Genomic DNA, 14,534 nt, shown 5'->3' with positions numbered 1-14,534 from the left:
TGTGCCGTCCATCACGCGCACTATCCAGCCCCTGATCGGGGAGTTCGTCATCGACGCGGATGTCTTCGCGGCGCTGGCCTTCTCGCNCGGCTATGGCGTGGAGACCTCGCTGAAGGTTCTGGCGCTCGACCTGCTCGACTACTCGGACAGCCTGCAGGTCGAGCTGCCGATCAAGTATCAGGTCGGCCAGCATTACCACAGTCTCGTGAAACAGTTCCATGAGATTAGTTTCACAATCGACGTCCTGGAAGCATACTTTCAACGGCGCCGGGTCGATCCGCACGTCGCCATCTGGCAGATCGCCGACAACTACGACCTGCTATTTCCGGGGCGCACCTACGCCCTGCATCGGCCCCCGGGCTACGACGAGACGGATTTCGTCCCGCGTATGGGCTTCTACCAGCCGCTGGCCACGGCGCCGGCCTATCAGGCCCGGCTCCCGGAGATCAAGAGTGCCCGCCGGGTCGCCCTGGACGCGCTGGAACGCCGGATGCGTACCTCGGCCTGACCATTCCCAGCCCCCGACCGGGCGCCGATCCGCCCCGACCGGGCGGGGGTGGCCCGGTCGGGTGCTCTAACGGCCGCCCCTGCGGGCTGGTCCAGATCCGACCGTCCGGTCCGGTCGGGTCGGGTCCTGCGCGCCCGGCGGGGCCGCCGGAACGATCGCGCGGCAGGCCTGAGCGAACACGTCGACCATCTGGCGGTCGAACAGATCGGCGGGATCTCCGAGGGCCGGGGGGAGATGGCCGAAGGACTCCAGTGACAGGAAGCCGTGCAGCTGGGTCCAGGCCGCCAGGCAGACCGCCATGCCACCGGGGTCGATCGCCACCTCGTGGTCGCCGGCCCAGGCGCGCAGCCTGGCCTGCATCGTCGGGGTGAGCTCGGCGTCGAGGTGGCCGGTGTCGACCAGCCCCGCCTCGATCGCCTCCGTCATGCAGCGGAACAGCACGGCCACCGACCGCTGCAGCTCGGCGGCCACCCGGACGCTGACGAACCCGCCTTCGGGTACCCGCGTACCGAAGAGCAGCGTGTACTCGACGGTGTGGTCCAGCGCCCAGCGGCGGTGGGCCCGGGCGACATCGAGCCACCGACCGAGATGATCGTGCGGATCGCCCGCGGTGAACGCCGCCTCGAGGGCGTCGGCCAGCGAGGCGAAGCCGTCGGCCGTCAGCTCGGCCAGCAGCACCTCACGGCTGTCCACGTAGCGGTACAGGGCCGAGGGGGCCATGCCCATCGCCCGCGCCACCCCCCGAAGGGACAGGGCGGCAGGACCGAGCTCCGCCAACTGGGCATGCGCCGTCTGCTTGATCTCGTCGAGGGTGGCCCGCCGTAGCCGTTCCNGGCGGGGGACTGGACTACTCACAGCGGCCATGGTCGATCTCCGGGTGAACGCTGTCAACTTTTCGCCCTTCTGACCTTGACGAGAACACCCGGCGCGAACACTGTTCTCTACAGGGTTGCCCCATCTGTGGAGGAAGCCGTGTTCTCGTCCCTTGTGGCGCTGGTGACGCGCCGCCCACGCCTGGTGCTGGTCCTCACGGTCGTCGCCCTGCTCGGCGGCGGCGTCCTCGCAAGCACCGCCTTCGGCAAGCTGCAGACCGGGGGCTTCGACGACCCGGCTTCCGAGTCCACCCGGGCAGCCGATGTGATGGACGCCCGCTTCCACGGCCGTCCGAACGTGCTCCTTCTCGTCACCGCCCGGCAAGGGGATGTCGACGACCCGACGGTCGCCGCCGCCGGCCGGTCCGTGGCGGCCGATCTCGCCGCCCAGCCGGGCGCCCGCGACGTCGTGTCCTACTGGACCGGCGGGGGGTCGGCACTGCGCTCCCGGGACGGCCGGTCGGCTCTGGTCGTGGCCAGCGTGCGGGACGATGACGAGGCCTCGGACATCGTCGATCGCTACGAGTCGCGTCGAGAATGGTCGGACACGGTGACCGTGCTGCCGGGTGGTGCGGCGACGGTGGGCGAGGACATCGGCAGCCAGGTCTCCAGCGACCTCGCCGTGGCCGAGTCGATCGCCATTCCCGTCACCCTGGTGCTCCTGGTGCTGGCGTTCGCCGGCGTCGTCGCCGCGTTGCTGCCGCTGGGCATCGGCCTGCTCGGCATCGTCGGCGGTTTCGCGGCGCTGTCCGTGATCGGCGGGCTCACCGATGTGTCGATCTTCGCCGTGAACCTCGCGACGGCGATGGGCCTCGGCCTCGGTATCGACTACTCGCTGCTGATGGTCAGCCGGTTCCGTGAGGAACTGGCGGCTGGGCGCGACCGCGCGGACGCCGTGGCGGTGACCGTGCACTCCGCCGGTCGGACCATCCTGTTCAGCGGTGCCACGGTGATCGTTGCGTTGGCCGTGATGCTGCTGTTCCCGCCGTTCTTCCTGAAGTCCATGGCCTACGCGGGGATCGCGGTGACGCTGGTGGCGGTGGTCGCGGCGATCGTGTCGCTGCCGGCCCTGCTGATGGTGCTCGGCGAGCGGGTGAACGCCTGGCGGGTGGGTGGCCTGATCGGACTGGCCCGCCGACGCCGGACGGGTCGGTCCCGGCCGGCGGGCATCTCCGGCGCGGACGGCGGGGACGGCGGGGACGCGGTCGCGGTGCGCCAGGCGGGCGAATCCCCGTTCTGGCGGCGGGTGGCGGCGACGGTGATGCGCCGGCCGGTGCTCACCGGGCTGCCGGTGGTCGCGGTGCTGCTCGTGCTCGGGGCGCCGTTCCTGCACGTCAACTTCGGGACGCCGGACGACCGGGTGCTCCAGCCCGGCTCCGCGCCCAGCCGGGTGGTCGGGGACGCGCTGCGTGAGGACTTCGCGGCCGACCTCGGCGGTGCCATGGAGGTCGTCGTGCGGGCCGAGGGGACGCGGTCGGTCGACCGGTCGGCGCTGGCCGCCTACACGGCGACGCTGTCGCGGCTGCCCGACGTGGCCCGCGTGGACGGTGCGCTGGGAACGTACGTGCAGGGCCGCCGTGTCCTACCCCCCGATCCGACCAGCGGCCGCTTCGCGGTCGCCGGCGCGGACTCGTTGCAGGTGGTGACCTCGGTCGACTACGCGTCGGGCCGCGCGCAGGATCTCGTCCGGGCCGCCCGGGCCGTGCCGGCACCCGCCGGGACCAGTGCCCTGATCGGCGGGGCGCCCGCCGTCCTGGTCGACGGCAAGAACACGGTCGCCCACCGGCTTCCCCTCGCGCTCGGCCTGATCGCGCTGGCCACCTTCGTCCTGATGTTCCTGTTCACCGGCAGCGTGCTGCTACCGGTGAAGGCGATCGTGCTCAACGNCCTCGCCATGTGCGCGGTGTTCGGCGCATCCGTCTGGATCTTCAGTGACGGGCACCTCGAGGGACTGCTCGACTTCACCCCCGGTCCNCTGGACACGTCCATGCCGGTGCTGCTGTTCTGCATCGCCTTCGGGCTGTCGATGGACTACGAGGTCTTCCTGCTGTCGCGGATCAAGGAGGCGCACGATGCCGGTGCCTCCAACGGCGAGGCCGTCGCCNCCGGGCTCGCCCGGGTGGGCCGCATCGTGACCACCGCGGCGGCGCTGCTCGCCGTCACCTTCGTCGCCTTCGCGACCTCGTCGGTCCGCTTCATGCAGATGTTCGGGGTCGGCACGGCGTTGGCCATCGTGCTGGACGCGACGCTCATCCGGGGGGTGCTGGTCCCGGCGTTCATGCGGGTCGCGGGCAGCGCGAACTGGTGGGCGCCACGCCCCCTGCGGATCCTGCATGACCGGTTCGGACTCCACGAGTACCGCGCGCCGGCCCCCCCGGTCCGGCCGGAATCCTCGTCTGTCCCGCGCGCGGAGCTCGGATCGGCCGCCGCGGGCCTGGCACCGGCGCAGCGGTCCGCGGCCCAGGGCGGGGCGGCACCGCGCGGCGACGCCGGACAGGGCCCGGCCGGGCGGCCGGGGCCGTCGGCGGGCTGACCGGATCGGGCCCGTCGCCGGGAGAAAGGGGCAGCGCGGTCCTGCGCGAAAGGCGACGGCGGGCCGCCCGCCGGCGTCAGAAGCGCTCGAAGCCGCGTCGGCGTTCCCAGTCGGTGACCGTGCCCTCGTACGCGGCCAGCTCGACCTCGGCCGCATGAGCCAGATGGGCGACCACCCGGTCGCCGAAGGCGGCGCGGGCCACCGCGCTCGACCGCCACCGCTCGACGGCGTCGCGCAGCGTCGCGGGCAGGGGCGGGAGCCCCGGCATGGTGAACGCGTTGCCGATCCGGCCGGGTTCGAGCGCCAGCCCGTGCTCCATCCCGAACCGGCCGGCGGCGATCATGCCGGCCACCGCGAGGTAGGGGTTGGCATCCCCNCCGGGCACGCGGTGCTCGATGCGCAGCCCCGCCCCGCTGCCGACGACCCGCACCGCGCAGGTCCGGTTGTCGCGTCCCCAGCTCACCCCGGTGGGCGCGAACGCACCGGGGGCGAGCCGCTTGTAGGAGTTGACGTTGGGTGCGAAGAGCAGCGTGAAGTCGGCCATGCAGGCCAGCTGCCCGGCGACGAACGAGCACATCAGCGGCGACATCCCCGCGGTGTCGGATCGGCCGGGGCCGGGCGCGGCGGCGAACACCGGCTCGTCCCCGTCCACTCCCCGCAGGGAGAGGTGAACGTGGCAGGAGTTCCCCTCGCCCTGGTCGTACTTCGCCATGAAGGTCAACGCCTGCGCCGACGCGGCGGCGATCTTCTTGGCTGTCGTCTTGTAGAGGGCGTGGTTGTCGCACGCCTGGAGTGCCTCGGCGTAGCGGAACACGATCTCGTACTGGCCCGGATGGACCTCACCCCGAGCCGACTCGACCGCGATCCCGGCGTCGGCCATGGCCCGCCGGATGCGCCGGGTCAGGTCGTCGAGGTCCTCGGTGCCGAACAGCGCGTAGTCGATGTTGTAGCGGCTGGCCGGGGTGAGCCTCGACCAGGAACGCCGCGCCGCCCGTCGGTAGGACTCACGGAAGACCAGGAACTCCAACTCCGTCCCGGCGAGGGCGGTGAGCCCGACGGCGGCGAGCCCGTCGAGCTGGCGGCGTAGCACCGTTCGAGGGGCGACGTCCACGGGGGCCCCGTCGGGCCAGGTCGCGTCGGCCATGACGACCGCGCTGGACGGGCGCCACGGTGCCCGGCGCAGGCTGGTCAGATCGGGGCGGAGTCGAAGATCGCCAAAGCCGTCGTACCAGGGGGTGCGCGGATACCCGCCGTCGGTCTGCATGTCCACGTCGACCGCGTGCAGGTAGGTGCACGCGCCCATCCCGTCGGCGAGCACCTCGCCGGTGAAGTGGTCGGGGGACACGGCGCTNCCGACCAGCCGGCCCTGCAGGTCGACGGTGGCGACGATCACCTCCTCGACGGCGTGGTCGCCGGTCAGCAGCGGGTGCAGGGCCTCGATGGCCGCCGCCTGCGGATCTGCCAGGGCCTGGGGGTCGACGTCCACCGATCGTGGGCCGGCGCCGGCGCCGTGGCCGACACTGGCCCGATCGGGCGACGAGGCCGGGTCGGGGGGCTGAGGCGGTGCAGGTGTGGGCAGGTGAGCAGCCGCTTCGGCCGGATCCTGCCGCTCGGCGGGTCCCGCGGAGCGGGCCGGTGGTATCGGCGCTGGCAGTGACGTCATCCACCCTCCGTTTGTGCCATCGAAGCCTCGGCCGGGGACGCGGGCCCGCGGGCGGTGATCGTCGCCACCGGGTTGGCCACCTCCCCGTGCATCAGGTCGAACCCGCCGTCCCGGTCCGCCCGGTCGTGGAACCCGGCGCCGGCGAGCTGCTCGCGGTTCAGGCAGACCCGGTCGAAGCGGGGCGTGAGCAGATCTATCTCGCGGAAACGATCCCGTAGCTGGGGGAACCGCGCGTGATAGCCGTCGACCGCCGCCCGGACCAGCCGCCAGAACTCGCCCTCCTCGACCTGCAGATGATCCGCCGCCAGCACGGAGAAGTAGCGGAAGTGGCCGGCGAACACGGCGGAGAGCACCGAGTGGGCCAGCAACGGCCCGGGCCAGCGGCGGCAGTACGCGGCCGCCTGCGCGGGCATGCCCGCGCGTTCGGGGAAGTCGCCGTCCACCAGCTCGATGTCGGCGCCGAAGTCCTTCACCGCGATCCGCCGGGGTCGCTGCTCGGCGTCGAAGATGCAGATGATGTTCTCGCCATGCGGGGTGAAGGCGACGCCGTACCGGTACAGGTAGTGCAGCAGCGGGGGTAGCAACGCGGCGAAGAGCGCGGCGAGCCAGTCGTGGGCCGACTGGCCCGACCGGGCCACCAGCTCCGCNGTCAGGGACCGTCCGTCCGACCCGATCGTGAGCAGCGACGCGAGGCTGCGGGCCTGCTCCCCGTCGACGAGATGCCGCTCCACCGGATCGCGCCAGATCACGCCGAGCAACTCGTGCAGCCGGTAGGGCGCGCCGGGGATGGCGTCGTAGACCCCATGTCCGACGGCGGCGCCGGCCACCTCGGGCAGGGGCAGCACTCCCGTCACCTCCCGCAGGAACGGATCGGCGTCGCGCAGGTCGAGCAGCCAGCGCGACACCGCCGGCCCGGCGGCGGCGTCCGCCGCGGACATGCCGCGCCAGACCAGGGTGTTGCGGATCATCAGCGCGAGCTTGACGTTGCGTCGCTCGGGTCGGTCGATGTTGGCCAGCGTGCGGACGGCCTGCAGCGGGAGGTACCGGTCCGGTCCCTCCCCCAACGGGACCAGCAGACCCGTGGCGAGCTCGGCGGCGAACAGCGGGACGATCACGTTCTCCCACTGCCAGGGGTGTACCGGCAGCCAGACGTAGTCCTCGGCCGCCGTGGGGGGTGCCGTGGGCGAGGGGGGCTGGCTGGCGCGGGCGGGGGCGTCCCCCGGTGGTGCGGCGGCCACCAGCGCGCGGCCGAGGACGTCGGCGAACTGGGCGCGGGTTGCGCTGTCCAGCTCCGCGCGGACCAGGGCGGCATTGCCCGACCGGTCCATGGTGGACTCGTCCGGATGGTCGGGTCCGGTCGACGCGATGTCCCAGCACCGCCCGATGGTGGGATGCGCCGCCACCCAGCGCAGGCGAAAGGGCGACCTGGCCTCCGGGGTGAACCGGCTGGCGGCCGCGCCGAAGCCGAGGCGCCCCTTGTTGGCGACGAGGCAGGGGTGGCCTGACTGGTGGCCTTCCAGCGCGACGAAGGACAGGCCGGCGAGGGACGCCGCGGGCGAGGCCGTGGCCAGGAGGCGCTNATCGGCCGACTGGGTGGCGAGCAGATCGCGCACCACGTCGGCGACGACCGGATCGGGCCACCCGAGCAGGGGCTGCGCATCCCGTAGGAACCGCACCGGGTCATCGGCGGCAGCCGCGCCGGACCGCGCCTGACCGTGCGGGTCGACTGGCCGGTGGTCCTCCGGTCCGCTCGGGGGAGACAGGAGGGGCCCTTGCCCGCCGACCGGTGGGGCGGTGCGGGTGAGGCTCGCGGGATCGATCCACCATGACCCGAACGTGCCCCGCCGGGCGCGGAATCGGTAGACGGCGCCGGCCGTCACCAGTTGGTGGGCCAGCAGGGGCCCCCGACCGATCGGGGNATGCTCCGCGAGGTCCGGGCCACCGGCGTCGTCCTCGATCTGCGGCCTGAGCAGATCCTCGTAGGCGAGTTCCGCGATGAGCTTGGTCAGCAGCGCGCGACCGGCCTGCCGCCAGAGGTAGGCAGACCCACCCGGCCTGACCGGCGGCGGCGGGAATCCTGCGGTGGGCGGGGGGAGGGTCACCGTTCGGCCTCCCCGAGCATCACGGGTTGCCGTCGCCGTACCCCCCGATCGGAGGCCCCTTCCACCGCGCCGTCGGGTTCCCGACGTCCTCCACCCTCCGCCGCCGGTCGGGCGGCGGCGCCGCCAGGCCCGCCATGGCCCGTCGCCGTCGCCGTCGCCGCCGTCGCCGCGGTCCTCGGGGCATGGTGGTACCCACCCGCCTGCGGAGGGGCGCCGAAGGTTGTGAACGCCGACGGCGGCGGCAGTCGGTACGCGTGCCCCCCGGTCAGGTCATCGAGGATGACCGCGGCCCGCCAGGCACCCAGGCCCAGATCGGGGGCGCCGATCCCATGGGTGTGCAGCTCGGCGTTCTGGACGTAGAGGTGCCCGGTCACGCTCGGGTCGGTGGCGATCCGGTACCGGGCGTCGATCTGGAACCGACCTCCGTCGTCGAGCCTCAGCAATCCGGCCACCGGATCGAGCAGGGCTGGGCGCCGGGCGGCATATCCCGTGGCCANCACCACCGCGTCGGTGGTCAGCGCGAAGGTCCGGTCCTGATCACGGTGGCGGCACGCGAGCGCGATCTCGCCCCGCTCGCCGTCCAACGACGTGGACTGCACCGACACCCCCGGCAGCAGGGTGACCGCCTCGTCGCCACCGTCGATCGTCCGTTCGTAGAGCAGGTCGTAGATCTCCGCGATGGTGTCCGCGTCGATCCCCTTGTAGAGCTGCCACTGCGCCGGGACGAGCGCGTCCTTGCGGCCCTGCGCCAGGCCGTGGAAGTAGCGGACGTAGTCGGGGGTGAACTGTTCGAGGCCCAGCTTCGAGTACTCCATCGGCGCGAAGGCGGGGGTGCGGGTGATCCAGGTCAGGTGCTGCGCCGCCGTCCGCTGGTTGCGCACCAGGTCGGCGAACACCTCGGCGCCGGACTGGCCCGATCCGACCACGGTGATGTGGGACAGCTCCGCCAGGGACGCGCGCCGTTGGCGGTAGTGCGCCGAATGGAACACCCGGTCACTCTCGACTCCCGCGAAGGCGGGAGGCGTGGCCGGCTCGGTGCCGATACCGAGGACCAGATGCCGGGCCGTCACCACCCGGGTGGACCAGGCGCCCGCGTGGTCGGCCGGCGGCTCGCCGTGCGCCGGTGCTGCCGGCGGTGCCGTCTGCGTGACCACGAGGCGAAACAGTCCGGCGTCGGGATGCCAGCGAACCGCGTCCACCCGGGTGCCGAAGTGGGTGGAGTGCAGGCCGTCGGCGACCCACCGGCAGTAGGCGTCGTACTCGCGGCGGGGGNTGTGGAAGCGTTCGTAGAGGTAGAAGCGGAAGAGCCGGTCGTGCGCCCGCAGGTAGGACAGGAACGACCACGGGCTGGTCGGGTCGATGAGGGTGACCAGATCGGCGAGGAACGGCACCTGCAGGGTCGTGCCCTCCAGCAGCAGGCCGGGATGCCAGGTGAACGCCGGCGCCTGCTCGAAGAAGGCGGCCCGCAGGCCGGGGAGGCCGTCGGCCAGCGCGGCCAGTGACAGGTTGAACGGCCCCAGCCCGACCCCGACGACGTCGTAGTCCGGTGTCTCCGGATGGGGGAGTCCCGGTGCCGAGACCATGACCGGGGCCCGCGGCGGCTCGTCGCGGGGTTCGAGCGGGTTGCGGGACGTCACGGGGCGGCCTCCAACAGCGGGTTCGGAATCTGTACGTAGACCGACTGGGTGGCCACCGGTCCGATCAGCTCGTCGCGGCCGTCCACGCAGGTGCGCAGGTTGCCCTTGCTGGGCAGAGCGGAGGCCGTCAGGAGGGTGTCGAGCAGCCGGCGGCGGACGGCGGGCGGCCCGACCGGGCTGTGGTCCGATCGGGCGTCTGAGGCCATCNGGGACAGNAGATCGCGTGCTCGCCCGAGCAGGAGGTGTTCGTCGGCGACGTCGGCCGCGCCCAGGGCTNCGGCCACGGCGAAGACGTTGTTCACGAACAGGTAGTAGATGATGCGTTCCGCCACCAGGTCGTCGTCGAAGATNGCGTCGAGATCCGTGGCGAAGCCGGGGAGCAGGCGTTCCATGGCTGCCGCGGCCGAGGCGGCCACGTAGTAGCCCTGGCTGTCGCGGTACCACCCGGCCACCGGCCAGCCGTCGGAGTCCAGGCTGACCAGGGTGTTCTGCAGGTGCGCCTCGACGCCCACGCCGAACCGCAGGTACAGGTCGAGTACGGGCGCCGCGAGCACGGCCAGGTAGCGCCCGAACCAGGTCTCGGCGAGTTCCTGGACGGATTCTCCCCGGCGGTCGGCCAGCCGGGTGAGCAGCCGGGGGAGCATCGCCGCCCGGGACCGTCCGCGGCTGTCCGCCGCCCGATCGGGCCGGGGCGCGATCAGCGCCGCCAGGCTCACCGCCCGATCGGTCGGGCCGAACGGGTTCGTCCGGATGGCGGTCTCCAGCCCCACCGTGCCGTCGCTGCCGTCCGTCGTCGCGCCGAGCGTTCCGGTGGTCCGGGGGATGCCCGGCTGCTCGGATCCCCCGGACGGCGGGTGGCGGCCCGGACGGGTCACCGCCACCCAGTCGGGCTCTCCGATGAGGTGGAAGTCCGGATGCCGGGCGGTGAGAGCGGCGCCGAGGCCCGCGTCGACCAGTCTGGTGATCATCTCGGCCAGTCGGAGCTCCCCGAGGTGCAGGACCCGGCGGGAGTTGGTGATCCGCAGGCCCAGTGAGAGCTTGAGCATCACCTTGCGGTCCGGCCGCCAGACGGTGCGCAGGGATGACGTCGGATACCACGGCTGGCCCGACCTGCCGAGGTCCACGAGGCGGCCGTCGGCAAGCAGCCGGGCCAGGGGGCTGTCCGCGCGCTCGGTGAGTTCACGGGCCTGCCACGGATGGGCCGGCACCGGAACGTAGCCGGGCGGGACGCGCCGGTCCGGCTGGCCGTCCAGGTCGGCGCCGGTAGGTGCCGACGGGCCTGCTCCGATCGGGCGGTACCCCGCAGCCGCGCCGAGGGCGCCGTCGCCGCCGTACAGCTCGGTCAGCAGGCGCGTGACCGGAGGGCGGCCCACCGCCGACGTCGCCGTGGGTCCGCGCCCTGCCGCCGGGGCACCCGACGTCGCCACCACCGAGGGATGAGCGGCGAACCAGTGCAGCGCGAAGGAGCCGGCCCGCTCGGGGGAGTAGGCAGCCATCGCCCGGTCGGAGGCCCCCTGTCGGCTCGCCGCGGCCGGGTGGAAGGGATGGCCCGTGAGCGACGCCTGCTCCGCGGCCAGGAACGGAGGGATGGCACTCGGGTGCCCCCGCGTCCGGCGGGCGTCGAGATGGGCGGCGATCCGGCAGGCCGAATCGAGGATCCGGGCCAGGGCCTCGGCCCCCTGGGCCGCAGGCATCCCCTGTTCCGCGGTGATCTCCCGGACGAGGAGCGCGGCGAGCAGGCCGGCGTCGACGGGCACCGGCGCGCCCGTCGGGGAGACCAGCTCGGGCTGGGCGAACCGGTGCCACCCGGACGGCGAGCGGTGGGTCACCGTCGCCCGGACGGACAGGCCCGACGCCGGCAGCGCCACGTCTATGGCACGGACGCCGACAGCCGGCAGCGCGCCGGTCTCCCGAAGCCAGCAGCGCAGGAGGGTCTCGGTGACGAGGTCGTCGGCGATGGCCGCGGCCGTGGGCTGGTCTGCGGTCACGAGACGCTCCCGATGCCACCGCCGTCCTCGCCGGCGAGTTCGTCGCCGATCTCGGCGACCAGGCGGAGCAGCGCATCCACGTCGGCGTGGGTGGCGTCGTGGTTCAGGAGGGTGAGCTTCAGGTGCACAGCCCGATCGGGTCCCGTTCGGGTCCGACCGACCACCGCGCGCCCGTCGAGCAGCAACGTGCGGCGAATATCGGCATTGAGTCGGTTCAGTCGATCGGTGGTGCACTCTGCCGCCGATCCGGCGGCGCCGGCTCGCGGCCGGTAGCGGAAGACGATCGTGCTCAGCGTGACCGGGAAGGCGGACTCGAGGCGGGGATCGGCCTGCACGGTCCGTTCCGCGTGCCGGGCGAGGTCGTGGCAGGCGTCGACCAGGGCGCCGAGCCCGGCGCGGCCGAGCGCGCGCAGCGTCACCGCGATCGGGAAGGAGTCCGCGCGGCGGGTGGTCCGCAGGGACCGGTCCAGGAGGCTGGGGAAGCCGGCGGCCTCGTCGTCTTCGGAACGGAGATAGTCCGCATGCGCGACGCGTACGCTGGGCCACCCGTCCGGGCGTGGCGTGAGGAAGACGCCGGCCGGAGCCGGTTGCCAGCCCAGCTTGTGCAGGTCCAGGGACACCGAGTCGGCGAGCGCGAGCCCGTCCAGGCAAGCGGCCAGCCGATCGGAGAACAGCGCGCCGCCGCCGTACGCCGCGTCCACGTGTAACCAGCCGGACGAGGCGGGATGGCCCGTTGCGGCCGGTGCCGCCGGGGGCCGCCGCAGGGGNGGCCGACGCCGGTGCTCCTCGACCGCGGCCGCAATCTCCCGCAGCGGGTCGACGGCCCCCGCGTCGGTGGTGCCCGCGGTGGCCACGACGACGGCCGGGCCGGGGTGCTCAGCGAGCGCCCGTCGCAGCAGGTCGAGCCGCATCCGGTCCTGGCCGTCGGTGGGGATGACGGCCACCGGCGGGTCGTCGAGACCCAGCACGGCGGCGGCACGGTCCACCGACAGGTGCGCGGCGGCCGAGCGGAACACCCGCAGCCGCCCGCTCGGCCCCGTCCCCGCGGCGTCCGCGTGGGCGGCATCTCGGGCGAGAAGCAGGCCCATGAGGTTGGACTCGGTGCCACCGGTGGTAATCGTGCCGGTGGCCCGCGTCGGGTCGAAGCCGGCCAGCGCGGCGAGCGCGGCGACGACCTCGGTCTCGATCGTGGTTGCGGCCGGGGCCTGATCCCAGGAATCCAGGGACGGGTTGAGGGCGCTCACGGCGAGATCGGCCGCGACCGCCACGGGCAGCGGGGGGCAGTGCAGATGGGCGGCGCACCACGGGTCCGCCGGGTCCACCGACCCCGCCGCGAGGGCCTCCACCAGCCCGGTGATCGCGGCTGTCGATCCGATACCGGTGCGGGTGAGCAGGCTGGTGCGATCGGGCGATACGCCGAGAGCGGCCTGGATCGCCGCACGCACCCGCACGGGCCCCCCGGCGGGCAGCGGTCCGCCGCGCCGACGCCGGCCCTCGGCCAGCGCCGCGAGGGTCAGCCCGACGAGCTCGTTCAGGCCCCGCCCGGGTTGCGGCGCTTCGCTCACGTGGTCGGGCGCCCGGCGGCGTCGGCGGTGAGCCGCCGCACGGCCGCATCGGTGGCGTCGGCAAGGATCGCCAGGACGCGCTCGATCTCCTCCTCGCCGATGATCAGGGGTGGCAGGAGCCGGATGACCGCCCCGTGCCGCCCGCCGAGCTCGATGATCAGCCCGCGGCGGAGGCATTCGGCCCGGACCAGGGCGGCGAGCCGGGGGTCGGCCGGATGCGCGCCGACCGCGTCGGCCTCCATGGTCGGATCGACCAGTTCGGCGCCGAGCATGAGCCCCCGGCCGCGCACGTTGCCCACCTGTGGACGGTCGCGGGCGAGATCCTCGAGGCCGGCCAGCAGCCGGGAGCCCAGGCGGGCGGCGCGCTCGTCGAGCCCGTCCTGGCGCACCCGCCGCAGGGTGGCACGGCCGGCGACCATCGCGAGCTGGTTGCCGCGGAAGGTGCCGGTGTGCGCGCCGGGCGTCCAGACGTCCAGCTCGGCCCGGTAGGCGATCACGGCCATCGGCAGGCCACCNCCGATCGCCTTGGACATCACGAGGATGTCGGGCGTGATCCCGCTGTGCTGCGCGGCCCAGAACCGCCCCGTCCGCCCCACCCCGGTCTGTACCTCGTCGAGGATGAGCGGGATGCCGCGCCGACGGGTGATCTCCCGGAGGGCCCGCAGCCAGCCGTCCGGCGCCGCGACCACGCCGCCCNCCCCCTGGACCACCTCCACGATCAGCCCGGCCGGATCGGTGACCCCGCCGAGTGGGTCATCCAGCAGCCGTTCGATGTAGCGGATGGAGAGTTCCGCACCGTCCGGACCGGCGGCGCGGCCGGGCGTGGACCCCACCCCGAACGGGCACCGGTACGGATGGGGAAAGGGCAGCCGGACAACCGAGGCCNTGGCGGGCAACGGGTTCTTGACGGCGACGTTGCNGGTCACCGCCAGCGCGCCCGCGGTCATGCCGTGGTAGCCGCCGGTGAACGCGAGCATGGTCTGGTTTCCGGTCGCCGTCTGGGCGAGCTTGATCGCCGCCTCCACCGCGTCGGCCCCGCTCGGACCGCAGAAGTGCAGCTTGACGTCGCTGCCGAGCCCCGGTGGCAGGCAGGCCCGCAGCTCCTCGGTGAACGCGTCCTTCTCGGGGGTGGCGAGGTCCAGGGTGTGCAGGGGGGCACCGCGGGAGAGCGCCGCGGTGATCGCCTGGACCACGTCCGGGTGGTTGTGGCCCAGAGCCAGGGTGCCGGCGCCGGACAGGCAGTCCAGGTAGCTCCGGCCNTCCGCGCCGACGACCGTGGCACCGTTCGCGCGGACCGGCACGATCGGGAGGGTGCGCGCGTAGGTCCGCGCGGACGACTCCCGCTCGCGCTGCCGCGCCAGGATGGCGGCGGGATCCCACGCCGGGGGGACCGGGTCGATGCTGGCGCTGATGCCGTTTCGAGCGGAAATCGTCATCGCGGGCGACTCCCTTTCGAGCGGACCGTGTTCAGGGAAGCCTAACCTAACTGCGCGAGGAGCTGTTGCTCCGCGCAAGGATACGGTCGCGTCTGGCACCATCGGCGGGTCCCTCCATGGTCCGTCTGGATGCCCGGCATCGTCGCGGAATTGCTGCTCCCGGGGCCTTCCCCGGCTTGGGTCCCCTCCATTCGGGCAGTGTCCGAGCGCACACCTGACGGTGGAGTCTC

The 14,534-nt window shown here is 73.3% G+C and carries 8 protein-coding genes and 17 pseudogenes; 5 read left to right on the top strand and 20 right to left on the bottom strand.

Features of this window, described 5'->3' with window-relative positions:
• Window positions 1-87 precede the first annotated feature (87 nt).
• Window positions 88-508: pseudogene (locus tag UK94_RS76420) on the top strand (hypothetical protein); the annotation flags it as partial.
• A 66-nt stretch (window positions 509-574) separates the two neighbouring features.
• Here the strand turns inward: UK94_RS76420 and UK94_RS23750 are convergent.
• Window positions 575-1,309 (bottom strand): TetR-like C-terminal domain-containing protein, encoded by a 735-nt coding sequence (locus tag UK94_RS23750; protein WP_268761592.1) that lies wholly within the window; start codon window positions 1,307-1,309, stop codon window positions 575-577.
• 159 nt (window positions 1,310-1,468) lie between these two features.
• Between UK94_RS23750 and UK94_RS23745 the strand changes: the two are divergent.
• The 4 genes and pseudogenes from UK94_RS23745 to UK94_RS63560 form a co-directional block, all read left to right on the top strand.
• A pseudogene (locus tag UK94_RS23745) lies at window positions 1,469-3,266 on the top strand (MMPL family transporter); the annotation flags it as partial.
• Between the two features lies 1 nt (window position 3,267).
• A pseudogene (locus tag UK94_RS63570) lies at window positions 3,268-3,354 on the top strand (hypothetical protein); the annotation flags it as partial.
• Between the two features lies 1 nt (window position 3,355).
• Window positions 3,356-3,484: pseudogene (locus UK94_RS63565) on the top strand (MMPL family transporter); the annotation flags it as partial.
• A 1-nt stretch (window position 3,485) separates the two neighbouring features.
• The coding region (locus UK94_RS63560; protein ID WP_235489485.1) for an MMPL family transporter at window positions 3,486-3,913 on the top strand (428 nt) is incomplete at its 5' end.
• A 76-nt stretch (window positions 3,914-3,989) separates the two neighbouring features.
• Here the strand turns inward: UK94_RS63560 and UK94_RS63555 are convergent.
• The 19 genes and pseudogenes from UK94_RS63555 to UK94_RS63460 all read right to left on the bottom strand — a co-directional run.
• A pseudogene (locus UK94_RS63555) lies at window positions 3,990-4,289 on the bottom strand (glutamine synthetase); the annotation flags it as partial.
• 1 nt (window position 4,290) lies between these two features.
• A partial coding sequence (locus UK94_RS23740) for a glutamine synthetase family protein (protein WP_313949581.1) occupies window positions 4,291-5,057 on the bottom strand: 767 nt, incomplete at its 3' end.
• A gap of 515 nt (window positions 5,058-5,572) precedes the next feature.
• Window positions 5,573-6,223: pseudogene (locus UK94_RS63545) on the bottom strand (ferric iron reductase); the annotation flags it as partial.
• A 1-nt stretch (window position 6,224) separates the two neighbouring features.
• Window positions 6,225-7,155, bottom strand: a pseudogene (locus UK94_RS63540) (IucA/IucC family protein); the annotation flags it as partial.
• Window positions 7,156-7,495: 340 nt separating this feature from the next.
• Window positions 7,496-7,678: hypothetical protein (locus tag UK94_RS63530; protein ID WP_235489483.1), on the bottom strand; the 183-nt coding region annotated here is incomplete at its 3' end.
• Window positions 7,675-8,174 (bottom strand): annotated as a pseudogene (locus UK94_RS63525) (lysine 6-monooxygenase); the annotation flags it as partial. The gene UK94_RS63530 and the pseudogene UK94_RS63525, both read right to left, overlap by 4 nt.
• Before the next feature lies 1 nt (window position 8,175).
• A pseudogene (locus UK94_RS63520) lies at window positions 8,176-8,950 on the bottom strand (SidA/IucD/PvdA family monooxygenase); the annotation flags it as partial.
• A 1-nt stretch (window position 8,951) separates the two neighbouring features.
• A partial coding sequence (locus UK94_RS63515; RefSeq protein ID WP_235489527.1) for a SidA/IucD/PvdA family monooxygenase occupies window positions 8,952-9,261 on the bottom strand: 310 nt, incomplete at its 3' end.
• Between the two features lie 50 nt (window positions 9,262-9,311).
• A pseudogene (locus UK94_RS63510) lies at window positions 9,312-9,522 on the bottom strand (siderophore synthetase); the annotation flags it as partial.
• Window positions 9,523-9,531: 9 nt separating this feature from the next.
• Window positions 9,532-9,591: pseudogene (locus tag UK94_RS63505) on the bottom strand (hypothetical protein); the annotation flags it as partial.
• 1 nt (window position 9,592) lies between these two features.
• Window positions 9,593-9,647: hypothetical protein (locus tag UK94_RS63500; RefSeq protein ID WP_235489523.1), on the bottom strand; the 55-nt coding region annotated here is incomplete at its 3' end.
• Window positions 9,648-9,666: 19 nt separating this feature from the next.
• A partial coding sequence (locus UK94_RS23725; RefSeq protein WP_235489521.1) for an IucA/IucC family protein occupies window positions 9,667-11,009 on the bottom strand: 1,343 nt, incomplete at its 3' end.
• Between the two features lie 290 nt (window positions 11,010-11,299).
• Window positions 11,300-12,070: pseudogene (locus tag UK94_RS63495) on the bottom strand (pyridoxal-dependent decarboxylase); the annotation flags it as partial.
• Between the two features lies 1 nt (window position 12,071).
• The coding region (locus UK94_RS63490; RefSeq protein ID WP_235489480.1) for a pyridoxal-dependent decarboxylase at window positions 12,072-12,868 on the bottom strand (797 nt) is incomplete at its 3' end.
• Window positions 12,865-13,383 (bottom strand): annotated as a pseudogene (locus tag UK94_RS63485) (aminotransferase class III-fold pyridoxal phosphate-dependent enzyme); the annotation flags it as partial. The gene UK94_RS63490 and the pseudogene UK94_RS63485, both read right to left, overlap by 4 nt.
• 1 nt (window position 13,384) lies before the next feature.
• Window positions 13,385-13,564 (bottom strand): annotated as a pseudogene (locus UK94_RS63480) (aminotransferase class III-fold pyridoxal phosphate-dependent enzyme); the annotation flags it as partial.
• 1 nt (window position 13,565) lies between these two features.
• A pseudogene (locus UK94_RS63475) lies at window positions 13,566-13,753 on the bottom strand (aspartate aminotransferase family protein); the annotation flags it as partial.
• A gap of 35 nt (window positions 13,754-13,788) precedes the next feature.
• Window positions 13,789-14,127: pseudogene (locus UK94_RS63465) on the bottom strand (aminotransferase class III-fold pyridoxal phosphate-dependent enzyme); the annotation flags it as partial.
• A 1-nt stretch (window position 14,128) separates the two neighbouring features.
• Window positions 14,129-14,304 (bottom strand): annotated as a pseudogene (locus UK94_RS63460) (aspartate aminotransferase family protein); the annotation flags it as partial.
• Window positions 14,305-14,534: the final 230 nt, after the last annotated feature.

It is taken from the genome of Frankia sp. AvcI1 (genome assembly GCF_001420875.1).
GTDB classification, from domain to species: domain Bacteria; phylum Actinomycetota; class Actinomycetes; order Frankiales; family Frankiaceae; genus Frankia; species Frankia alni.
This window is presented reverse-complemented; position numbering and strand designations above follow the sequence as displayed.